At 61.3% G+C, this 21,422-nt stretch carries 17 protein-coding genes and 1 tRNA gene; 3 read left to right on the top strand and 15 right to left on the bottom strand.

Going from position 1 to position 21,422, the window contains the following annotated elements; genetic code table 11:
- Positions 1-17 precede the first annotated feature (17 nt).
- Genes ACYVOC_RS12590 through ACYVOC_RS12565 form a run of 6 tightly spaced genes read right to left on the bottom strand, consistent with a single transcriptional unit; the run spans position 18 to position 6,990 of the window.
- Positions 18-1,028: an ABC transporter ATP-binding protein gene (locus tag ACYVOC_RS12590; RefSeq protein WP_461162038.1), complete on the bottom strand. Its 1,011-nt coding sequence runs from the start codon at positions 1,026-1,028 to the stop codon at positions 18-20.
- Positions 1,025-2,068, bottom strand: coding sequence for an ABC transporter ATP-binding protein (locus ACYVOC_RS12585; RefSeq protein ID WP_461162037.1), 1,044 nt, complete (start codon positions 2,066-2,068; stop codon positions 1,025-1,027). The genes ACYVOC_RS12590 and ACYVOC_RS12585 overlap by 4 nt, the downstream gene beginning before the upstream one ends.
- 33 nt (positions 2,069-2,101) lie before the next feature.
- Positions 2,102-2,326, bottom strand: a complete 225-nt coding sequence (locus ACYVOC_RS12580) for an acyl-CoA carboxylase biotin carboxyl carrier protein subunit (protein ID WP_461162036.1) — start codon at positions 2,324-2,326, stop codon at positions 2,102-2,104.
- Positions 2,327-2,331: 5 nt separating this feature from the next.
- Positions 2,332-3,714: an acetyl-CoA carboxylase biotin carboxylase subunit gene (locus tag ACYVOC_RS12575; protein ID WP_461162035.1), complete on the bottom strand. Its 1,383-nt coding sequence runs from the start codon at positions 3,712-3,714 to the stop codon at positions 2,332-2,334.
- Positions 3,711-5,258 carry an acyl-CoA carboxylase subunit beta gene (locus ACYVOC_RS12570; RefSeq protein ID WP_116003911.1) on the bottom strand — a complete coding sequence of 516 codons (1,548 nt, stop codon included), beginning with the start codon at positions 5,256-5,258 and terminating at the stop codon, positions 3,711-3,713. Before ACYVOC_RS12570 ends, ACYVOC_RS12575 begins: the two co-directional genes overlap by 4 nt.
- A 37-nt stretch (positions 5,259-5,295) precedes the next feature.
- On the bottom strand, positions 5,296-6,990 hold the full coding sequence (locus ACYVOC_RS12565; RefSeq protein WP_461162034.1) for a class I adenylate-forming enzyme family protein: 1,695 nt from the start codon (positions 6,988-6,990) through the stop codon (positions 5,296-5,298).
- 237 nt (positions 6,991-7,227) lie between these two features.
- Between ACYVOC_RS12565 and ACYVOC_RS12560 the strand changes: the two genes are divergently transcribed.
- Positions 7,228-7,977 (top strand): GntR family transcriptional regulator, encoded by a 750-nt coding sequence (locus ACYVOC_RS12560; RefSeq protein WP_461162033.1) that lies wholly within the window; start codon positions 7,228-7,230, stop codon positions 7,975-7,977.
- A 48-nt stretch (positions 7,978-8,025) separates the two neighbouring features.
- Here ACYVOC_RS12560 and ACYVOC_RS12555 read toward each other — a convergent pair.
- The 3 genes from ACYVOC_RS12555 to ACYVOC_RS12545 all read right to left on the bottom strand — a co-directional run bounded on the left by ACYVOC_RS12555 (position 8,026) and on the right by ACYVOC_RS12545 (position 12,107).
- Positions 8,026-8,102 (bottom strand) — tRNA-Arg (locus ACYVOC_RS12555).
- A gap of 117 nt (positions 8,103-8,219) precedes the next feature.
- Positions 8,220-10,007 carry a M14 family metallopeptidase gene (locus ACYVOC_RS12550; protein WP_461162032.1) on the bottom strand — a complete coding sequence of 596 codons (1,788 nt, stop codon included), beginning with the start codon at positions 10,005-10,007 and terminating at the stop codon, positions 8,220-8,222.
- Positions 10,008-10,370: 363 nt separating this feature from the next.
- Entirely contained in the window at positions 10,371-12,107 is a 1,737-nt protein-coding gene (locus ACYVOC_RS12545) for a DEAD/DEAH box helicase (RefSeq protein WP_461162031.1), read from the bottom strand.
- Positions 12,108-12,359: 252 nt separating this feature from the next.
- Between ACYVOC_RS12545 and ettA the strand changes: the two genes are divergently transcribed.
- Both ettA and ACYVOC_RS12535 read left to right on the top strand, forming a co-directional pair.
- Positions 12,360-14,021: an energy-dependent translational throttle protein EttA gene (gene ettA, locus ACYVOC_RS12540; RefSeq protein ID WP_116003915.1), complete on the top strand. Its 1,662-nt coding sequence runs from the start codon at positions 12,360-12,362 to the stop codon at positions 14,019-14,021.
- 51 nt (positions 14,022-14,072) lie between these two features.
- Positions 14,073-16,418 (top strand): DUF1631 family protein, encoded by a 2,346-nt coding sequence (locus tag ACYVOC_RS12535; protein ID WP_461162030.1) that lies wholly within the window; start codon positions 14,073-14,075, stop codon positions 16,416-16,418.
- 38 nt (positions 16,419-16,456) lie between these two features.
- Here the strand turns inward: ACYVOC_RS12535 and ACYVOC_RS12530 are convergent, their stop codons facing one another.
- The 6 genes from ACYVOC_RS12530 to ACYVOC_RS12505 form a co-directional block, all read right to left on the bottom strand.
- Positions 16,457-17,776, bottom strand: coding sequence for a TAXI family TRAP transporter solute-binding subunit (locus ACYVOC_RS12530; protein ID WP_461162029.1), 1,320 nt, complete (start codon positions 17,774-17,776; stop codon positions 16,457-16,459).
- Positions 17,776-18,792, bottom strand: coding sequence for a P1 family peptidase (locus ACYVOC_RS12525; protein ID WP_461162028.1), 1,017 nt, complete (start codon positions 18,790-18,792; stop codon positions 17,776-17,778). The genes ACYVOC_RS12530 and ACYVOC_RS12525 overlap by 1 nt, the downstream gene beginning before the upstream one ends.
- Positions 18,793-18,819: 27 nt before the next feature.
- Positions 18,820-19,341 carry a DUF411 domain-containing protein gene (locus tag ACYVOC_RS12520; protein WP_461162027.1) on the bottom strand — a complete coding sequence of 174 codons (522 nt, stop codon included), beginning with the start codon at positions 19,339-19,341 and terminating at the stop codon, positions 18,820-18,822.
- Positions 19,342-19,522: 181 nt separating this feature from the next.
- Complete coding sequence (locus ACYVOC_RS12515; protein WP_461162026.1) at positions 19,523-19,930, bottom strand: hypothetical protein; 408 nt, start codon at positions 19,928-19,930, stop codon at positions 19,523-19,525.
- Positions 19,931-19,987: 57 nt separating this feature from the next.
- Entirely contained in the window at positions 19,988-20,623 is a 636-nt protein-coding gene (locus ACYVOC_RS12510; RefSeq protein WP_461162025.1) for a YitT family protein, read from the bottom strand.
- A gap of 79 nt (positions 20,624-20,702) precedes the next feature.
- Complete coding sequence (locus tag ACYVOC_RS12505) at positions 20,703-21,317, bottom strand: hypothetical protein (RefSeq protein ID WP_461162024.1); 615 nt, start codon at positions 21,315-21,317, stop codon at positions 20,703-20,705.
- Positions 21,318-21,422 lie beyond the last annotated feature (105 nt).

Below are 21,422 nucleotides of genomic sequence, written 5' to 3'. Positions count from 1 at the left end.
CTGGGGTCGGTTGAAAGTCAAATAGCAGGCAAGGGATCGGCCTGGGCGATGTGGCAAGCAACCCAATGCCCGGGCCTCAGCTCACTCCAGGCGGGTACTTGTTCTGCACAAACAGGCAGCGCATGGGGGCAACGGGTGCGGAAAACGCATCCCGAGGGAGGCGCAACCGGGCTTGGAATATCGCCACTCAAGGCCATGCGCTGTTCCTGTCGCATCGATGCAGGCAAAGGCACAGGTTCGGCTGACAACAACGCCTGTGTGTAAGGGTGCAACGGGGCTTGCGCCACGGATTCAGCGGGTCCCATTTCCATGAAGCGGCCCAGGTACATCACCGCCACGCGGTCGCTGATGTGCGCAACTACGGAAAGGTCATGGGTGATGAAAACGTAGGTCAGCCCCAGTTCACGCTGTAATTCAGCAAACAGGTTGAGCACTTCACCGCGAATGGACACGTCCAGCGCGGCCACAACTTCATCACAAACGAGGAGCCGAGGATGCAGGGTGAGCGCACGGGCGATATTGGCGCGTTGCTTCTGTCCACCAGAGAGCTGGTGGGGGTATCGATCGGCATGCGCCGCCGAAAGCCCCACACGCTCCAGTGCCTGTTGGGCCGCTTGATGGCATGCCTGTCGTGTCAGTGTGCCCGTCACCAGTAAGGGCTCGGCCACTGATTCGCCAATCTTCATGCGGGGATTGAGCGAGGCGTTCGGGTCTTGAAAAATGATCTGGAATTGCCTGCGCTCCACGCGCAATTGCGCCGCAGTGAGTGTGGTTGGATCCACACCAGCATGGGCAATGCGCCCGCGTGTGGGCGCTACCAAGGACACCAATGCCCGGCCCAGTGTGGTCTTGCCGGAACCAGATTCCCCAATGATGCCGAAAGTTTCCCCGGCGGCAACATCAAAACTCACCCCGTTGACCGCCTTGAGCGTCTGGCGCGTACCTTTCAATGCAAACTCCACCTGCAGGTCATGTACTTGCAAAAGGGGTACGCCGTTCATGGACTGGGTTCCATTCGGTGCGCTCATGGCGTGATTACTCCGGGCAACGTCAGTTGTGGGGCACGGATGCAGCGCACCAGGCGGCCTTTCCCCTCGACCGCCACCAACGATTGAGGCTGCTGGCATTCAGCCTGGGCGTGCGGGCAACGTGCTTGAAAGCGGCATCCTGCAATCTCGTCCTGGGGTGCTGGCACACGCCCGGCCACGAAACCCAGCGGCGCCTTTCGTTTGGAAAAGCGCGGCAGTGAGCGCAGCAAGCCGGACGTGTAGGGATGCCGTGGCTCCAATAAGACGCTGTCAACCTGCGCGTCTTCAACCACTTCACCTGCGTACATGGTCACCATGCGCGTGCAGGTCTCTGCAACCACGCCCAAGTCATGCGTGATAAACAGAAGCGCCGTTCCAGTGCGTTCGCTGAGGTCGCGCAGCAAGGCCGTGATTTGGGCCTGTACCGTTACATCGAGCGCTGTAGTGGGTTCATCTGCAATCACCAGACGGGGCTCACAGATCAAAGCCATGGCGATCATCACCCGTTGGCGCATACCGCCAGAAAGCTGGTGCGGATACTCGTCATAGCGCTGGCGGGGCAGGGGGATGCCCACCTGCGCCAAAGCGTTTTCGGTGCGTTCGCGTGCTTCTGCCCTGGAACACTTGAAGTGAGCCCGGTAAGCCTCAGCGATCTGCTCACCCACTGTGAAAACGGGGTCAAGCGCACTCATGGGCTCCTGAAACACCATGCCTATTCCTCGGCCGCGCAGGGCGCGCATGCGCCGCTGGCTGAAGCCCAGCAAATCCTGGCCATCAAACAGCACCTGACCCGAAACCTGTGTACCCATCGGAGGCAGCAGACGCATCAAAGCCAGGCCCGTGACGGTTTTTCCGCACCCACTCTCGCCGACCAACCCAATGCGTTCACCCGCATGCACGTTGAAGGAAACGTTGCGTACGACCGGTGACGGACCTGTACTGGTAGCGAAAGTCACCCCAAGGTTGCGCACTTCAAGCACCGGAGAGGCTGCAACCGAGGGCGAAGGAACAGAGGGGGTCATGGACGAGAGGGTTTGCATGGGCACACCAGGAGCGCAGTAAAGTCTGTTGCCTTAGTTGGCAGTGACGACCGCAAGGATCTGGCCTTCTTCGACCATGTCTCCTTCGGCAACCAGCACACGCACCAAAGTGCCATCAACCGTCGTCTCCAAAGGAATTTCCATCTTCATGGATTCGACAATGAGCACGCTTTCACCCGTGATAACGGCATCGCCGATGTTCTTTTCGATCTTCCAGACCTTGCCTGTGACCAGAGATTGCAATTGAATTTCGTTCATGGGGTTTACTTGAAAAGTTGAGGCCGCAAACTGCGCACCATTTCGGTGTGCACTTGGCCCGATACGAAATCGTCGGAACGCAATGCGTCCAACAGAAAAGCGAGGTTGGTCTTGACGCCCTGAATCTGGACGGACTCCAGCGCCGTGAGCAATCGCTGGCGTGCGGTTTCTCGATCCTGTCCGTGGGCAATGATCTTCGCCAACATAGGGTCGTAATACGGCGTGACTTGCGCCCCTTGCGCATAGCCTGTCTCGGTACGCAGCCCCGGACCTTGCGGCAGTTCGAAGACGGTAAGCGGCCCCGGAGAAGGGAAGAAGCGCTGTGGGTCTTCGGCATACAGCCGTGCTTCAATCGCATGGCCGTTCAGCGATGGAGCTATGGGCAAAACATCTTTCATCTGCTGACCAGCTGCCAGGCGAACCTGTGCACATACCAGATCCACGCCCGTGACTTCTTCTGTCACAGCATGCTCAACCTGAAGCCGCGTGTTCATTTCGAGGAAATGAAAGCGTTGATCAGCGGTGTCGTACAACATTTCTACCGTTCCAATGACGTCGTACCCAAAGCTGCCAAGCACTTGAGCAATCCGCTCGCACGTGGCATCCAGCAGATCGCGGGGAATGCCCGGTGCCGGGGCTTCTTCCAATACCTTTTGGTGGCGGCGTTGTACGGAGCAATCGCGCTCGAACAGAACCCGCACTTGACCGTACCGATCTGCAAGAACCTGGAATTCCACGTGGCGGGGCTTTTGCACCAAACGCTCTACATAAATCTCCACACTGGAGAAGCTGCGCTGCGCCAGGGATCGTGCTGTGTCCCAGGCGCGGGCCAGGCCTTCGTCATCGTGCGCCGGAAGCATTCCTATGCCACCTCCGCCGGCTGCAGGCTTCACCAACACCGGGTAGCCCACGCCGGTGATGCTGGCGCGCTGCTCGGGTGACAGGTCCGCCCACTCTGCGGTGTAGACCGGGCTGGATGGCGCAACGGGAATGCCACGCGCAGCCATGAAGTCACGCGCCTTGGTCTTGTGACCCATCAGGTCGATCCAGTCGGCCTTGGGGCCAATGAAGGTCGCGCCGTGGGCCTCCACGGCCCGCGCAAAGTCTGCGTTTTCCGAAAGAAACCCGTAACCGGGATGCACAGCATCTGCGCCACTGCGTTGCAGGACGCCAAGCAGGGCGGTGATGTTGAGATAACTGTGTTGGGGCGTGGCTGGCCCCAGGGCATACGCTTCGTCCGCTTCGCGAACGTACGGCAGGTCAGCATCAGCATCCGAATACACCACCACCGAGGCGACGCCCAAGGCTCGCAGAGCGCGCACCACACGTGCGGCCACGGCACCGCGATTGGCGATCAGTACTTTGCGGAACATGGCGGGGGCAGTCATGGGCGATACCGCACGGTAAAGCCGCGTGAGGCCCGCAAGGGCGCGCCCAGGTTGGCAAAGTCGCACAGCACGCGACGGGTATCCCGCGGGTCGATGATGTCCTCAATCCCAAACTTCTCGGCCGTCAGCATGGGCGAAGACAGGTCTGCCAACCGCTGCGCAATCAGCTTTCTTTCGGCGATCGGGTCTTCCGCAGCCTCCAACTCTTTTTTGTAGGCAGCTTCCAGTCCTCCCGCAACCGGCAGCGAACCCCATTGTGCGGATGGCCATGCATAACGCATGGTGAAGCGGCCTTCGGGGCGGTGAGCAGCACCTGCTATGCCAAAGCATTTGCGCAGGATGACGGTGCACCAGGGCACGGTAGTCTGGCTAATAGCCGACATGGCACGCACGCCTGCACGGATAGTCGCGGCTTGCTCAGCTTCTATGCCAATCTGGAAGCCCGGCACGTCGACCAGGTGTACAACGGGCAAGCGGAAGGTTTCAGCAAGGTCAATGAAGCGCGTAACCTTTTCACTGGCCGCACGGGTCCAGCCGCCGCCATAAATGTAGGGATCGTTGGCCACAATGGCGACAGGCCAGCCATCAAGCCGCGCAAATCCGGTCACCAGCGATCGCCCCCAGTGGCGGCCTATCTCGAAAAAATCACCCTGGTCCACCAACTTTTGCAATAAAGGCCGGATGGCATACACCTTGCGGTCGTCGCGCGGAATGGTGGAGAGCAAAGACTCTTCGCTGCGGTCCACCGGATCGGCATTGGCCGCGCGTGGCGGCAAGCTGTCAACGCTGCGGGGCAGGAACGACAGGAAGCGGCGCGTGCGCGCAAACGCTTCGGCTTCACTGGCCACTTCATCGTCTACCGTGCCATTGCGCGCATGGATGTCGGCGCCGCCTAGCTCTTCCTTGGTCACCATTTGACCCAGGTGGGCCACTAGTGGTGGGCCTGCAGCAAACAACTGGCCCGTACCTTTGATGATCAAGGAATAGTGGCTTGCCGCAACACGGGCAGCACCTAGGCCGGCGACAGAGCCGAGCGCCAAGGCCACTACGGGGACTTGCGAAAGATTTTGATCCACCACTTCCCAGCCTGGCACGGTGGGAATGTAGGTGTAGCCCATGTTTTCCAATTGCTTGACGGAACCGCCGCCTCCAGTGCCATCGACCAGGCGCACCAGTGGCATGCGCATTCCCTTGGCCATGTGCTCGGGATACATGAGTTTTTCAAAAATACTGGCATCGCTGGCCCCGCCGCGCACAGTGAAGTCATCACCCACGACCGCGACAGGTTGCCCGTCGATGTGACCCCATCCGGCCACCTGATTGGTGGGAACGAAATCTTCAATGCCCCCTTGCGTATTGCGTACCGCCCAACCGCTGAGTCCGCCAACTTCACGGAAGGTGCCCGCATCAAGGAGTTGATCAATGCGTTCACGTACGGTGAGTTTTCCGTGCGCATGTTGGCGCGCCACTTTCTCCTCCCCGCCCATGCGTTGCGCCAAGGTTTTACGCTGTGCAACTTCATTCAATTCGGTCTGCCAGGTCATGAAATAGATTCTTTCTTTATGTCGCAGGGCTACGCGATCAAACAGCGGCGCTGAATTGGGTGCGCAACTTGTACTTTTCAATCTTGTTTGTGGCAGTGCGCGGCAGCTCTGCGATGAAACGCACATGACGGGGGCGCATGAACTTGGGTAAGTTTTCTGCGATCCAGCTGTGCATAGAGACTTCATCGCACGTGCGGCCTTCTTTGAGGACGATGTAGGCCACGATGTCGTCTTCGTCGCCTTCTTGGGCAGGAACCGCAAAAGCGGCAGTCATGGAGACATCCGCATGCTGGTTTAGCAAGTCTTCGATATGAAAAGAAGACAAGTTCTCTCCGCGTACACGAATCCGGTCACCCAAACGATCCACGAACAGAAAGGTGCCGTCTTCAAGCTCAGTAGCCGCATCGCCGGTGTGAAACCACGCATTGCGCAATGCCGCGGCGGTGGCTTCGGGCTTGCCAAAATATTCGAGAAATATGGTGTTCTGCACAAGTGGACGCAGCGCCAGTTGGCCCACTTCGCCCGGTGCACACAGCTCGTCCGACTCGTCCAGAATCGCCACTTCAAAGAAAGGACTGGGACGCCCCATGAATCCCTTCACACTGGCCTGCTCTGGAGTGACACACGCCAAACCATTTTCTGCAAACAGCCGGTTCAGCGTTGCGCTGTCATGGCCTTTGAAGAGGGATGCCGGTGTTCCCTCGCCGGGCTCACATTCATTGATCAGAGCCACGAGGCCGTTGCCCGATTCGGTCTGTCCAAAACCGCAGGTGATGACGTCGATACCGAACCGTTGCGCAACTGCGTGGTGGTTGAGTGGAAGCGGTTGCATGTGCACCTTGTTGAGGCTGTTGGTGCGGTCTTTCTCTCCTGCTGGTGCGTTCATTAACCAAGGGATCATGGCGTCCAGCAACACCGCCGTGGTTGCCCCGACTTGGTCGATGCGATCCCAGAATTGCGTTGGGCTAAAGCGATCCCAGCAGGCAACCTCGCAGCCTACCCAGATGGCGCGTACAACGTTGAAAATGGCGCCGCCAACGTGGTAGAGAGGAAGGTCGTTATAGACAACATCCTGCTGCGTCATGATGAGTCGAGCGTTGTAGGTGTATTGCGCCATCCAGCGGTGCGGTTGCACCACACCCTTGGCTGGCCCGGTCGTACCCGAGGTGTAGACGATGTTCGCTGGATCGCTGGGCAAGGTGCGGACGTCTGGCCGTGTGTATCTCACGGTGGTATCGGCCAGTTGGTGACAGATGGCACCCGACGGCCTGGGCGTTTGTGCTTCTACAGCATCATGCGAAAGGATCAGCGCCGGTTTTTCCGTCAACGTATCCCACACGGCTGCGATTTCCTGCAATCCCGATGCATCCACCAAGACGGCGCACGGGCGCGTGTCGTTGATTTGATAGGAAAGGAGACGCCCGGAAAAAGCGAAGTTGATCGGCGCATAGACAGCTCCCGCCTTCCAGACGCCAAACATCAGCAGCGCAGCATGCAGGGGATTGCGTGTCAGCGTTGACACCCGGCGCCCTCGTGCAAATCCTTGGCTCGACAGAAAACCAGCCACGGAATCTGTTTGAGCACTGAACTCGCTGTAGGTAAGAAGAAGGTCCTTCTCACCATAGAAGAAGCAACGGGCCGACGGTCTTTCAACGGACCATTTGTCGAGTTGCTCGACAACTGATTCGCCATGTCGCGCCATTTTTGCGGTGAGCGTGTGCATGTTGTTCATCTCTTGCCTCCAATACGCGATCCGGAGTGGATGGCGTGCAGTGTTTTTGCATTATGCATGCGTACGATCAACTGTCGATTGTTAACCGTGTAACATAAGAGACTCGGATTCTCGCGTACTCTATGGGTTCTCTGGCAGTCGAATGGCGCGGTCCCACTCGACTGCGTGCAACGACGTACACACAAGCACTCTTGCGCAGATCAATACAATTCTTCCGTCGTTGAAACCTCCACTTCCATGCTTGTCGCCTCACTTACCCCAACCCCAACTGGTATATCCAAGATGCGAGCAACGACCGTTGCGGAGCAAATTGCGGAGTATTTAGGCGCTCAAATGTTGGCTGGCGCATTGAAGCCAGGCGAAGCAATCGTGGAGCACAAGGTGGCAGAGATTTTTGGCATTAGCCGGGGGCCGGTACGGGATGCGTTACGCATCTTGGAGCGCCAAGGCTTGGTGCGCATCGAGCCGCGACGTGGAGCATCCGTTGTAAAGCTCACGCTGAATGACATCATCGATTTGTTCAACGCACGAGCCATGTTGCTCTCCTTGGCGGTGCGCTACCAGGCCATTTCAGGTGATCCAGCACGGATGCGAACCCTTGAAGGTCCGCTACAAGACGCCCGTGATGGGGTGGACTCCGACGCAGTTTCGGCGGAGGCCTTTGTTCACCTGATTGGTCGACTTGGGCTGGCCTTGCTAAAGGCAACCCCAAGCAAGCCCATCATCGATGCCTTCAACAATTTGTCCCACCAAACCGTGTGGAGCCGGATCTGGAAGGACTCTTCGTTTTTCTATGAATCAAGCGCTGGACGGCAAGAAACTTGTGAGTCATTTGGCAAGGTGTTTAGCGCAATCGAAGCCGAGGACCCGGATGCCGCAGCGCTGCACATGGAAAAGTTCAGCGCGCTGATTCGCAATGAAATGGTGCGTCGTATCCAACCGATGCGCGCAGAGCCGGTCGATGAGTTTCGTCTGCGCTGCTTTTGACGATTGCTGCAATCGATAACCAAAAATGGCCCGTATTGAATGCTGTGTTGGCCTGCCCGGAGGGACTCGAACCCCCGACCTATAGCTTAGAAGGCTATTGCTCTATCCGGTTGAGCTACGGGCAGCCTTTGAATCAATTGACAGCCTTGCCAAGGGCCAAGGCGTTGAGGCAGCCCGGCATCATACCTGCCCAATGACGGCCTGCCGCATGTGCGGCATGCAGTGGGAGCGATACGGGCAAGTTATTGCTGTTCCTCGAAAACCAGGCTGGGCGTGCCCATGATGCGGGCAGAGTCTTCCAGGCGTTCGATCAGGCGATTGGCGTAGTAGCTGTTTTGCGTGTCGGGCTCCAACGCCGCCACCGCCACATTGGCCAAGGTCTGGTTAAGGGGCACGTAAAAGCTTCCGGCAGGCACGTCAATGGCACTGCGCACCAGAGCAATCTGTGAACGCACAATGCCTTCGCTGCCCGCCATGGGGCCACGCACGTCCTGGCGGGCCGTTGTTTCGCGTGCGGTTTCCTGGTATGTGTCAGCCAGCAGTGAGCCGGGCTCGGCCACGCGCATCACCTGCACGCCCAGCAGCTTGAGGCGGTCAACAGCTATGGTCGAAGCTGCCGACAGCCAGTAACCGCAAGGTCGCGCCCGCGATTTGACGGTGCGCAGCTTGAGTGAAGAGTTCCAGTCGACGTCCAGAATGCGGTCTTCACCCGATTCGGGGTCAAGCATGGTCAGCGCATGTTTTTCTGGCGTCTGCGCAGCCTCTACCACCACCTGATCGCGGCATGCCTGGGCAATGGTGTCACGCACCACATAGGAGCGCACTTGCTCCAGACGGGCGGCGCGCTCGGCGGTGCTGCGCAGCGCGCTGCTGATGGCGCTGATCTGCGAATGCACACGGCGCTGGATGTGCATGCGGCCAATGCCGATGCCGCGGGTTTCCACCAGCAGGCTGACCGCATTCTTCAGGCCATTGACATTGCGACCCGTATCGGGCTGCACTCCGCCCATCGACATCTGCATATCCTCGGGGCGGTTGGAAGTGGTGTAGTACCACTCGGTACTCAATCCCTGGCCCTTGAGGGCCTGGAGCATGGGTGCGTGGTACCACTCGCTTGAGGCCTTGGTCAAAAACTCGTGGACGTTGGCCGTAGTGGCGTACTGCAGCAAGACGTCGTGGCGTTGTATTGCATGGAATTTCTGCAGATAGCGGCCTGCCACGGTGAATTCATGGGCGTCCAGCACCAGGATGGGCCGGTAGTCACGGGTCAGCGCCGCCAATGCCTGGGCCTCGGGGGTGTTCAGCAACAAGTGATCGCGGTTCATGTCCACGCCATTGGCCGTGCTGCGGGTTCCGGTTTCGGCGCCATCGGGGTTGGCACGGGGCACGATGACGACGTTGATCTGGTCGAGCAGTGGTTCCAGCAACCCATGGGCCAATTCTTGGGCAACCACCAGCAGAGCTTCGCTACCTGCAGGCTCGTCGCCATGTTGCTGCCCGATCAATAGAACGGTGGGCCGCTTGCCGGCAACCAGGGTGTCGGGACCGGTATCCTTGTCGCGGGTCAGTACCAACGCGGAAATGGATTCGCCGCGCTGGGACGGCCCCAGCCGCAACACCCTGGCCAAGGTGCCGCTGCGCGATGGGGTGTCTGCAATCTGATCGAGCCACTGGTTGAGCTCGGCATTGGTGGTAAAGGCGCGGCGCTGATCCGCCAGGCCAGGGGTGCTATAGCGCACCACCGGGTCCGGAAAACGTGCAGCAACAGCGGCATTGAAGGGAAGGTCCTGCAGCGTTCCCGCCTGCACCGGCATGGGCCGGGTAACGGGCTGGACGGATGGGGCTGCCTGTACAAACCCAGGCTGCGGCGCACCCAGCGGTGCGGGCACCACGACCGTACCACCACGCAGAGGTGGTGCAGGGGCCTTGGCAGGCCAGGGCGGCAGCGGCGTCGTGCTGCAAGCGGTCAATAAAGCAGCTGCCAGCAAAGAAGCCAGCGGCCAGCGGCCTGGTCTGCGGAGTGTTTGCATGAAATTTGGAACCATTGCTGGTGTGGGAAGAGGGGGCATGGTCATGCTGCGGACGGCCGTTGCGGCCTCAAAGACCCAGGAGATCCGGGCCATGTCTGGGCGCGATATTACCCGGCGATAGCTGTGGTGAATGTCAGCGGAAACGCCACCGTACGTTACTGAGCGACCCGGTTCAGTGGAATGCTGAAAACAGGGCTGTCTGGAATTTACGTTGAAAATACTATCAACTTAATAGCTGGATGCGCTTGCTACCAGGGCGTTAGAGTGGTTTTTTATCAAAATCACAAAAAACCGAGAAAAAGGTACGCTCGCACCGCACAGGCAAAAAAGCCTGCGTTGCACATTGGCAACGCAGGCTTTGGGTTAACGCCCGTAGGAACCGCGCGAGCCGCCGCCACTGCGGCCACCGCCACCTCCGCTGCGGCCACCGCCGCCGCCGCCATAACCCCCGCTGCGGGCGCCGCCACCGCCACGGCGACCACGGTCCGCCATGCTGTCGACGCTGGTACGCATAGGATCTGGCTGCGAAGAACCACCTGAATTGCGCTGGGATGGCATGCTGTGTCCACCATGCGTACCGAGGTGGGCGTTGTCGCGCGGTGGCTGGTCGTCAAAACGATGCCCGCCGCCCCCGCCCCCGCCGCCGCCTGTACCGGCGGGACGGTTGCGGGCCGGGGCCTGGCCTCTGGGTGCACTACCCGGGCCTTGGGCATTACGGGGCGCATTGCTGCGACCACCGCCGCCTGCGCTGCGCCCACCGTTACCGCTGCCACCGCCACCGCCACCCGGACGCCCGCCGCGCTCACCTTGGCCTGCCTTGTTGGTGCGGATGCGGTCCATCATTTCGGTGCGCGCGGCCTTGGCAGCCGCCTGCATCACATCACGGCTGGGCGGCCGACCGGCCCCGCCCCAAATGGTTTGTCGACCCATGGCGATGGGCTCTGCCTGTTCACCATCTTCAGGACCAAAGCCTTCGAGCAACTGCACCGGGATTTCCTGCTTGGTGAAGCGCTCGATTTCCATCATGAAGCCTTCTTCGTCCATGCAGACCAGGCTGACGGCTTCGCCGCTGTTGCCCGCGCGCCCCGTGCGGCCAATGCGGTGCACGTAGTCTTCGGGGACGTTGGGGATCTCGTAGTTGACGACGTGCGGCAACTCGTCGATGTCGATGCCGCGTGCAGCAATATCAGTGGCGACCAAGGCCCGGATGTCGCCGGTCTTGAAGCCGGCCAGTGCCTGTGTGCGTGCGCTCTGGCTCTTGTTGCCGTGCAGCGCCATGGCCTGCACGCCATTCTTGGTGAGGAATTCGGCCACGTTGTTGGCGCCAAACTTGGTGCGTGTGAACACCAGTACCTGGCTCCAGTTGTTCTGCTGAATGATGTGCAGCAACACCTGCTTTTTCTTGGTGCGCCCCACGGGGTGGATCACCTGCGCAATACGCTGCACCGTGGTATTGCGCGGCGTCACCTGGATGCTTTGCGGGTTCTTGAGCAGAGTGGCTGCCAGTTCGCGGATTTCGTCGCTGAACGTCGCCGAGAACAACAGGCTTTGCTTTTCCTTGGGCACCAGGGCCAAAATTTTCTTCACGTCATGGATGAAACCCATGTCGAGCATGCGGTCGGCTTCGTCCAGAACCAGTACTTCGACCGTGGAGAGGTCCAGAAAACCCTGTTGTTGCAAGTCCAGCAGGCGGCCGGGCGTGGCCACGAGGAAGTCAACGCCGCGCTTGATGCGGTCGATTTGCGGGTTCATGCCCACGCCGCCAAAAACGACGGTGGAATTGAGATCCAGGTATTTGCCGTACTGGCGAATCGATTCCTCGACCTGTGCGGCCAGTTCGCGCGTGGGGGTCAGTACCAGGGCGCGCACACCCTTGCCGCCAAACTTGTTTTTCGGGGCAGCGCTTTGCGACAAACGGTGCAGCATGGGCAGCGTGAAGGCTGCCGTTTTGCCCGTACCGGTTTGTGCACCGGCCAGCAAGTCCTGGCCCGCCAGCACGGCTGGAATGGCCTGCGCCTGAATGGGAGTGGGGGTCTCGTAGCCCTGCTCACGCACAGCCTTCATGATGGCCGGAGCCAGATTCAAATCGTCAAATGTCATGGATTGAAATGCACCCAACCGGGTGCCGGGTGTCGGCCTGTCCAGGCAGTCTGCGAAAGGACTGCCGAGCCAGTGTCAGGCTGACGAGGTTCAAAGGTGGGAGCCTGCAATGACTTGCTTCGTCCCCAGCAAAGTGCTGATATCGAGCGCAACTGGAGTGCCCAACTTCAAGTATTGTCGCATGAGTCGATAATGGGGGCTGGTTTGCGCAACCTCTTGCGCATGTTTGATTTGCAGGTTTGACTACACACAATGGCCCAATACGTTTATTCCATGAACCGTGTCAGCAAGACGGTGCCGCCCAAGCGCCAGCTCTTGAAGGACATTTCGCTCTCGTTTTTTCCAGGCGCAAAAATTGGCGTGCTGGGCCTCAATGGCTCGGGCAAGTCCACGCTGCTCAAGATCATGGCCGGGGTCGACAAGGAATATGAAGGCGAAGCCATCGCCATGCCTGGCCTGAGCATCGGTTACCTGGAGCAGGAACCCAAGCTCAACGACGAGCACACGGTGCGCGAATCGGTGGAAGAGTCGATGGGCGCCGTCTTTGCCGCCAAGGCGCGCCTCGAAGAGGTCTACATTGCCTATGGTGCTGAAGATGCTGACTTTGACGCGCTGGCGGCCGAACAGGCCCAGCTCGAAGCCATCATCGCCACGGCTGGCACCGACTCCGAGCACCAACTGGAGATCGCTGCCGATGCGCTGCGCCTGCCACCGTGGGATGCCAAAATCGGCATGCTTTCAGGCGGTGAAAAACGCCGTGTGGCTTTGTGCCGCCTGCTGCTGTCCAAGCCCGACATGCTGCTGCTCGACGAGCCGACCAACCACCTGGACGCTGAGTCTGTGGAATGGCTGGAGCAGTTTCTGCAGCGCTTTCCTGGCACCGTGGTGGCCATCACCCATGACCGCTACTTCCTCGACAACGCCGCCGAATGGATTCTGGAAATGGACCGCGGCCGCGGCATTCCATGGAAGGGCAACTACAGCACCTGGCTGGAGCAAAAGGGCGAGCGCCTGGCGCAGGAGCAAAAGAGCGAAGAAGCACACGCCAAGGCCCTGAAGAAAGAGCTCGAATGGTCGCGCCAGAACCCCAAGGCGCGCCAGGCCAAGAGCAAGTCGCGTCTGGCGCGCTTTGAAGAGCTCTCCGACATGGAATACCAGAAGCGCAACGAGACCATGGAGATTTTCATCCCCGTGGCCGAGCGCCTGGGCCAGCAGGTGTTTGAATTCCACAACGTCAGCAAGTCGTTTGGCGACCGCATGCTGATCGACAACCTGAGCTTCACCATTCCGCCGGGCGCCATCGTCGGCATCATCGGTCCCAACGGCGCGGGTAAATCGACGCTGTTCAAGCTGTTGGCGGGCAAAGAGCAGCCCGACAGCGGTACGGTGGTGGTCGGCTCGACCGTCAACATGGCTTTTGTGGACCAGCATCGCGATGTTTTGGCGAACGAAAAAACCGTGTGGGAAGACGTTTCTGGCGGGCTCGACATTCTGAATGTGGGCAAATTCCAGATGGCCAGCCGCGCCTACTGCGGGCGCTTCAACTTCAACGGTGCTGACCAGCAAAAGAAAGTGGGCATGCTCTCGGGCGGCGAACGCGGTCGTTTGCACTTGGCCAAGACGCTGATTGCCGGCGGCAACGTGCTGCTGCTGGACGAGCCCTCGAACGACCTGGACGTGGAAACCCTGCGCGCCCTCGAAGACGCGCTGCTCGAATTTGCCGGCACCGTGCTGGTCATCAGCCACGACCGCTGGTTCCTGGACCGCATTGCCACACACATTTTGGCAGCCGAAGGCGACAGCCAGTGGACGTTCTTTGACGGAAACTATCAGGAATACGAAGCCGACAAGAAGAAACGATTGGGCGAAGAAGGTGCGCGTCCGCACCGCATGCGCTTCAAGGCCCTCAAGTAGAAGTAGGATATCGCCTGGACGTTTTCTTCCCCAGCCCCTCATCGCCCCGCCATGCAACAGCCTGCGCCTCGTACTAGGACGGTATTCCGCGCCTGCGTTGTCAACGCAGTGCGCGAGGGCGAAGCCCTGATGACGCAGCTGGTGCAGGTCACGCGCGGTGCGCTGACCAGCCAGGAATCTGAACTGAGGGACATTGCGCGACGCAACCTGGCCAGTGATGCGCTGCGCTTGCTGAACCAGCAAGAGACAGCGCTGGTCAAAGCCTACCCCATGGCCTTGCTGGAAATTTTTGCGGAAGGTCCGTCGGCCGCCAAGCCACACCAGGCGGATGCCAGCGGCATGGATTTTGGCGAACTCTCACTGGTTGACGACGCCGAAGTGCAGGCACAGGTGGAGCTGTCCCGTACCCAGCAAATGGCGGTACATGCCACCGATGCGGTGCTGGCCGAACTTAACGCACTGGTCAGTGGAGCCCAGGGGCTGAACCGCGTGCAACCCGAACGCAACCCGTTGCGCCCCGAGAACTACATCCGCGCGTTGCAGCAGGTGATTTCCGAGTCCGGGGTGGCGGCGCCCATCCGTGAAGCCTGGATGCAGCACATGGGCGATCTACTGGGCTCGCAGCTGGTGGATGTGTACAAACGCGCCGCCAAAAGCCTGCGCGAGCAGGGTGTGCGTCCCGTGGGCTATGGCGTGGTGGCCATGCCGGGCTCGAGCGCCATGGGCGGACTCGCAAGGGGCGGGGCCAGTGGCTACGGCACTTATGGCAATCCCACAGGCTACGGTCATGGCATGGGCGGCGCCAGCGGCTATGGCAGCCCCTCTTCGATTTACGGGCGTGCGGGCATGGCTTCTGGCTGGAGCGGCGACCCCGGCCCCATGGGGGGTCTCGCGCCCGAAGCGGAAGAGGCCTTGCTGACCGTGGGCATCCTGCGCCAGATGTTGGCCGGTGGTGGCGACCCGTTTGAGATTCCGCGCGCTGGACCGGTAGTCACAGGCTTTGCACACGCCCATGTGCAGCCGGCGCGCATGGAAGCACAGGGTGGCGGCTCCAGCGTGTACGGCACACCCGTTGGCGGGCAGTACGCCAACGTTGCGGTTTCCGAAGCTATGGAGGACATCGCCCAACTCGAACGCCTGGTCGGGCGCCTGGCCCAAAGCCAGCCCGGGTACGCCCCCAGCGGGCAGGGTGCACCCCGCAGCGTCTACGGCGTACCGTATGGCGGCGCGGCCGAATCGCCCGCCATGGCCGCCGAGGTGGTGGCACGCATGGTGGAGAATATTTCCCAGGATTCACGCCTGCTGCCCCCCGTGCAGCAAGCGGTGCAAAACCTGGAGCCAGCCATCCGCAAGCTGGTGCGCCACGACCCGCGATTTTTCAGCGATGGCGACCATCCAGCGCGCCGCCTGCTCGACGAGTTGACGCAGCGCAGCTTGGCCTTCACCAACGTGGAAGAGCCCGGCTTCAAACGCTACATGCGTCTGGTAGACCAAGCGGTCAACCACCTCGCGCAGCAGCCCGATGTCACCAGCGCAGCGCCCTTCGAGGCCGTGCTCAAGGCGCTGTCATCGGCCTGGGAAACGCAAGAGAAAAAGCAGCAAGCCCGCCGCACCGCCGAAGAAAAGGCCTTGCTGCGCGCCGAACAACGCGAGTTGCTGGCCGAAAAAATTGCCGCCAACATCCGTGCCTTGCCCGATATTGACAAGGTGCCTGCTGACATCATGGAATTTGCCACCGGCCCCTGGGCCGATGTGGTGGCCCGGGCGCAACTCAAGCAGCCCGAGGGCGCTGATGGAGACCCCGGTGGTTACCTGGCCTTGGTGCCGCTCTTGTTCTGGAGCGTTCAACCCGAACAGGTGGGTGAAGACCTCGGCCGTATGGTCGATGCCATACCCGGCATGCTAGCGACGCTGCGCGAGGGCCTGGCCACTATTGGCCACCCCGACAGCAGCACCAGCGCATTGATTGAACGGCTCGTCTTGCTGCACCAGCAGATTCTGGATTCGCCGCCTGCCGTAACCGAGCCCGTCGACAGCGCCGAGATCGGCATCGAATCGATGGCCGATGATCTGTCCAAGTCCTCGCAGAGCGCCGTGGATGTGGATCTGAATGCAGCGCCCGGCATTGACGATCTTTTCGTGGTTGGTGCCTGGGTGGATCTGGTTTCCAACGGTAAGGTCATGCGTACGCAACTGACCTGGGCCAGCCCGCATAAAACGCTGTTCCTTTTCACCGCCGCTGATAACAGCACCCAGTCCATGACACGCCGCATGCGCGACAAGCTGGCGGCAGAGGGGCTGCTGCGCGTGATGTCGGGCAAACATGTAGTGGAACGCGCTATTGACGCCATGGCCAGCTCTGGACGCGGCAGCAGTCCGCCATCCACCCGTCGCTGAGAGCTGAAACGCCCGCCCTTATAGGGCGGTACAACCTCCTAGCGTGCCAACCTGCCGCGCACCATCTGGATGTGGTTGCGCAATGCATACAACTCGTCGGCATAGGCCAGCGGCACGCTGACCTTTAACACCTGCGCTTCCAGCGCATCGAGGGCCTGCGTCAGATCACTGGAGGGTGCTTGGCCCGAGACCATGTCGTTTTCAATCTCACGCAACCGCCCATACCAACGAAACACCCGCGAACGCACGCGCAGCTGGTAGAGCGGCGGTACGACACGCGACAAGGGCAGCATGACGGCGATCAAGATGCCCAGCACCAGCCACATACGCTGGACCAGGTTGGCCAGCCAGAATGGAAGGTAGCGCTGCAGCAAGGGCACAGGCTCGTTGATGGCGCGGTCGGCTTCGGGCGCAATCTCCAGCTCGCTGTGCCGTGTGCTGGGAAACTCCCTGGCCCGGTTGAACCAGCCCGCACCGCTGTGCAGGGTCTGTGCATGCTGGGCAAACAGCTGCAGCAGGGCCGGGTGGGTGTCGGTGCGGGTCAGCAGGGCCGTGGTGGATGCGACCAGCCGCACATCGTGGACAGGCACATTGCCCGCCAAATCCACCACACCGCGCGGCAAAGTGACCGGGGTAAGGAATGGAAAGCGCCGACCATAAGCCTCGTTTTGCGGAAAATCCATCAAGCGCACGCCCGGGGTTTGCAACAGCATTTGCACCATAGGGGATTCAGGCGCTGAGGCAAACACCAGCACATCGATCTTGCCGTCCAGAAAAGCCACGGTGGCCGGGGTTTGCTCCAGGCGGGACAGCCGCAGATCTGAGGCCAGCATATGGTTGGCATCCAGCAGTTTGTCCACCAGGATGGGCACACCGCTGCCCTCGGTACCCACATTGACACGCAGGCCGCGCAGCTGGGGCAGGGCGTCCAGCCGCCCGGCCGGGGTGCTGTGGCGCACGGCCTGGGTACGGTAGAACAGCCACAGGGGCTCTACAAACAGACTTCCCAAAGACCGCAGTTGATCGTGGTCTTCGGCCTCCAGCACGGCGGTTCCACCTTGCACAAAGGCCAGGTCGGCGCGCCCCTCGCGCAGCAGTTGCAGATTGGCGAGCGATCCTTCGCTGGGCAGCAGGCGTACCTCGATGCCCTGTGCCGCCAGTGCCTTCTGGTAGCGCTGGCCAAATTCAGCGTAGGCGCTTTGCTCGGCGCCCGTGGCCAGCACTACGTACTTGGGCGGTGTGGGGTTGAGCCACCAATAGGCCAAGGCCAGCAGGCCCACAGCCAGCAAAGCCAGCGGCCCGGCAGACACCAGCATGTCCCGCAAGGAGAGCAGTGTGGAGCGAAAAGCCTGCGGCATCACATCGTCCCGTCCATGTCGGCCATGCTCGGCAGGTGCAGCCCCTCCGAAGTGGTGATCGCCTGCGCAGCCTGTACCGCGCGCAGCACGGCACGGGCTGTGGCCTCGGCAGCCATGGTGCACAGCAGCAGCATGCCCGGATTCTTGCCCGCAAGGCCTGTGCCCAAGGCAAACAAGGTATCGCCATCGAGCATGGTGTGCACCGGGTTGATGCTGCGCGCCAGGCCATCGTGCGCGGCCACGGCCAGGCGGTGGGCCTGGGCTTTGGTAAGCATGGCGTCTGTGGCTACCACGCCGATGGTGGTGTTGGTACCTGCGAGCAGGGACTGTGCTGACTCGCCGCGCAACAGGGCACGCCGGGTATCGACCAGTTGCAGCCCATCGGCCGTACGCGCACCCGCCACCGGGCGGGCGGTGTCGGGGTCCAGGACATCGCCTACGGCATTGCAGGCAATCAACGCCCCCACCGTCACGCCATCGACCGTGACCGAGGCGGTTCCAATGCCGCCCTTCATGGCCCGCGCCATGCCAAACATCTTGCCCACACTGGCGCCGGTACCCGCACCGACGCTGCCCTCCAGCGGATCGGCCCGCGAGGCGGCTGCGCAGGCGGCATATCCAGCGGCGGCGTCGGGGCGAACGCGCATGTCGCCCACCATCAGGTCGAACAGCACGGCGGACGGCACCAGCGGCAGGCGGCCCACGCCAATGTCCAGCCCCACGCCTTGTTCTTCGAGCCAGCGCACAGCGCCGGTGGCGGCCTCCAGGCCCCAGGCGCTGCCACCCGAGAGCATGACGGCGTGCACCTGCTCGACCAGGTTGCTGGGATCAAGCAAATCGGTCTCGCGCGTGCCGGGCGCCGCTCCGCGCACATCCACACCGGCCACAGCACCGTCACGGGCCAGCACCACGCTGCACCCGGTGGGGCGGCGGCTCTCGGTGTAGTGACCCACCTCGATACCGGCCACACGGGTGATGCTGCCCTGGTCTCGGGCGCAGGAAGAGGAGGAAATCATGCGGCCGATTATGAAGCCGCAGCCGGGTTACCTTGGCGCTTGGTGGTAGCTCTTGAACACGCGGGTGCTGCCATTTCGCGCGACCAGCAGCACGTCGTAGGGATCGCGCCGGTTGCCATAGGCCGGGCCGTCCATACCGGGCGAGCCCACCGGCATGCCGGGCACCGCCAGTCCCAAAGCCTTGGGCTTTTGCTGCAGCAGCGCGCGCACATCGCTGGCCGGTACATGGCCCTCGATGAGGTAGCCGCCCACCAGGGCGGTATGGCACGAGCCCAGCTTTTGCGGCAGGCCCAGGCGTGCGCGCACCGCGTTGTTGCCCGTGTCGTGGATGGTGAAGTGAAAGCCATTCGCTTCCATATGGGTGATCCAGTCGTGGCAGCAACCGCAGCTGGGGTCTTTCCAGATTTCAACGGGCGTTGCCTGGGCGGCACGCACCAGGCGCGGTGCGGCCAGCGCCGCCGCCAGCGCAGGCAGGCTCGCCAGCAGATGGCGGCGCTGCAGGCCGCTGTGGGAAGCACGAAGGGGCGAGAGGAAGAGCGGGGTAGGCATGGAAAGTTCTTTCAATGGCTGGCGATCGATGGGACGATTCTGGGGCAGGGTGCGCCGACCGTGGCATCGAACGCCGAAAAATTAGAGAAAAATGGCTGTAGCGCTTATCTGTATTGCGCAAGCAGCTATCAAATTATTCAATTGAAGTGCAGCGCAAGGCATGCCCTGGAGGGCGCAAGAATCAGGCAATGGGCGGCTTGAAGGCGGGCGCCACAGGCACGCTGGCAAACCAGGCAGCGTCTGGGGGCCGCAGGGCGGCGTAGCCTTGCGCGGTTGGCCACGACAGCAGCGCAACAGGCGCCCACGGGGCCGAATGACCGGCGCCGCACGACTGGCAGGCAGGGCCATGCCCCAGGGGTGAGCACGCTTCCTGCGTAGCGTCTTCGCAGGTGCTTCCCACGAAGCGCATGGGTTCATTGCAGTCACTGGCCTGGGGGGCGGGCAGCGCCATGGTGGGGTGAAGTGAATCGATGCCGCTGTGTTGGGCCGGTACAGGCTGGCAGGGCACGGCCTCAAAAGCCATGGCAGTGCCCACAAGGCCGCGCAAGACCAGCACAAGCATGACCACCACAGAAACCATGAGACGCATCGACGACTGAGTGCCGCAACGCGCCAAAGGTTCCGTGGCCCGCTGCCCGTCCATCGCTCAGGTCGCCATGTAGCGCCCGGGGCGGTGGTTCATGGCTAGCACCAGGTTCAGCGCCACGGCACCGGCAATGGACCAGGCGACGCGCATGGGCTCCACCGTCCACAGGGCCAGCAGCACAATGCAGCAGTCCACGGCCATTTGCACTTTGCCCGCGCGCCAGCCATAGCGATCCTGCAGGTACAGGGCAGCAATGCCCACGCCGCCCAGGCTGCAGCGGTGGCGAAACAGCGCCAGAAAACCGGTGCCCGTGATCAGCCCGCCGGCAATGGCGGCATACAGCGGCTCGATGTGGGAAAACTGCAAAAACTGCGATTGCAGCTCGGTCAGCAAAGACAGCAACAGCACCGCCACAAAGGTCTTGAGGGTGAATTCGCGCCCCAGTTTGCGCAGTGCCAGCCAATAAAACGGCAGGTTGAGCACAAAGAAAATTTTGCCAAACCCGATGCCCGTTGCGTAATGCAGCAAAAACGCCAGCCCGGCGGTGCCGCCCGTCAGCAGCCCTGCGCTGGTGAAGAAGGCGATGCCCACGGAAATCATCAGTACACCGGTAAAAATGGCGACTGCATCCTCGGTCGCAGTGTGCGGCACCGAAGCCGGTGGCAGGGGGGCAGAAGGTGCGGGCGGGCGAGTCATGACAAAAGGATGTGGAGAGCAGCCTTGCATTGGAGCACGCGCCAGGCCCGCAGGGCTTGCAGCGGGCTTTCGATGCTGGCTACTCCACCACGGCAGACTCTACAAAGACCAGTTCGCACGAGTTGGCGCCAGAGTCCGACCGCGTGAGCGAACTGGTCCAGCGCCAGCCCTTGGGATGGGTGGCCTCTACCAGGTAGCCGCTGATCTGGATCAAGCCGCCTTCGCGCGCCTTCTTGAGCGCCTTGTGCACGCTGGCATTGGCCGGAATCATGTGCATGTTGGCGGAAGATTCGATGATTTCCTGCAGCGGGATAGGCGGCTGTTCCTTCCACGAATAGCGGTACCAGCGGCCGCCCTGCGTGATGTTCAGCGGGCGGTACACCGCCGGGTCTGCCATCTGCTTCCAGCCCAGCGCCAGGTCCATGGGTGACAGATCGGCCTCCTTGTCCATCTGGTAGTCTTCGCGCGCCAACACCCGGGCGCGCACAGTGAACTGCGCCAGGGGCTTGATCTGGTAGCCCTCGAAGCCGAACGCCGCCTTGTCGGTGGGGGTTTGCACCGGGCTTTGCACAAGCACCTGTGCTAGCGGGGGCCGCACGGGTTTTGGTGCCTGCAGGCTGGTGCGTGCTGCTTCGATGCCAAAGAAAGCCACGCACAGCGCAGCGCCAATTTTCAGAACGGTCTGGATCTGCATGGCCTTAGGGTGCCGCGAGCCGTGGGCAGGAAAAATACATATTTTTTGGCGTTTTGCGCTTACCAGGAAAGCGCTGATAGCTACTATTTTAGTAGCTCACAACGC

The organism is Simplicispira piscis (assembly GCF_054783455.1).
Note: the sequence above shows the minus strand (reverse complement) of the source record. Positions and strands in the feature narration are given on the sequence as shown.

Excerpts from the sequence above, each read along its gene's own strand:
- ACYVOC_RS12590 (WP_461162038.1), bottom strand. The coding sequence starts at position 1,028 with ATGAGCGCACCGAATGGAACCCAGTCCATGAACGGCGTACCCCTTTTG.
- ACYVOC_RS12585 (WP_461162037.1), bottom strand. The coding sequence starts at position 2,068 with ATGCAAACCCTCTCGTCCATGACCCCCTCTGTTCCTTCGCCCTCGGTT.
- ACYVOC_RS12580 (WP_461162036.1), bottom strand. The coding sequence starts at position 2,326 with ATGAACGAAATTCAATTGCAATCTCTGGTCACAGGCAAGGTCTGGAAG.
- ACYVOC_RS12575 (WP_461162035.1), bottom strand. The coding sequence starts at position 3,714 with ATGACTGCCCCCGCCATGTTCCGCAAAGTACTGATCGCCAATCGCGGT.
- ACYVOC_RS12570 (WP_116003911.1), bottom strand. The coding sequence starts at position 5,258 with ATGACCTGGCAGACCGAATTGAATGAAGTTGCACAGCGTAAAACCTTG.
- ACYVOC_RS12565 (WP_461162034.1), bottom strand. The coding sequence starts at position 6,990 with ATGAACAACATGCACACGCTCACCGCAAAAATGGCGCGACATGGCGAA.
- ACYVOC_RS12560 (WP_461162033.1), top strand. The coding sequence starts at position 7,228 with ATGCTTGTCGCCTCACTTACCCCAACCCCAACTGGTATATCCAAGATG.
- ACYVOC_RS12550 (WP_461162032.1), bottom strand. The coding sequence starts at position 10,007 with ATGCAAACACTCCGCAGACCAGGCCGCTGGCCGCTGGCTTCTTTGCTG.
- ACYVOC_RS12545 (WP_461162031.1), bottom strand. The coding sequence starts at position 12,107 with ATGACATTTGACGATTTGAATCTGGCTCCGGCCATCATGAAGGCTGTG.
- ettA (WP_116003915.1), top strand. The coding sequence starts at position 12,360 with ATGGCCCAATACGTTTATTCCATGAACCGTGTCAGCAAGACGGTGCCG.
- ACYVOC_RS12535 (WP_461162030.1), top strand. The coding sequence starts at position 14,073 with ATGCAACAGCCTGCGCCTCGTACTAGGACGGTATTCCGCGCCTGCGTT.
- ACYVOC_RS12530 (WP_461162029.1), bottom strand. The coding sequence starts at position 17,776 with ATGCCGCAGGCTTTTCGCTCCACACTGCTCTCCTTGCGGGACATGCTG.
- ACYVOC_RS12525 (WP_461162028.1), bottom strand. The coding sequence starts at position 18,792 with ATGATTTCCTCCTCTTCCTGCGCCCGAGACCAGGGCAGCATCACCCGT.
- ACYVOC_RS12520 (WP_461162027.1), bottom strand. The coding sequence starts at position 19,341 with ATGCCTACCCCGCTCTTCCTCTCGCCCCTTCGTGCTTCCCACAGCGGC.
- ACYVOC_RS12515 (WP_461162026.1), bottom strand. The coding sequence starts at position 19,930 with ATGCGTCTCATGGTTTCTGTGGTGGTCATGCTTGTGCTGGTCTTGCGC.
- ACYVOC_RS12510 (WP_461162025.1), bottom strand. The coding sequence starts at position 20,623 with ATGACTCGCCCGCCCGCACCTTCTGCCCCCCTGCCACCGGCTTCGGTG.
- ACYVOC_RS12505 (WP_461162024.1), bottom strand. The coding sequence starts at position 21,317 with ATGCAGATCCAGACCGTTCTGAAAATTGGCGCTGCGCTGTGCGTGGCT.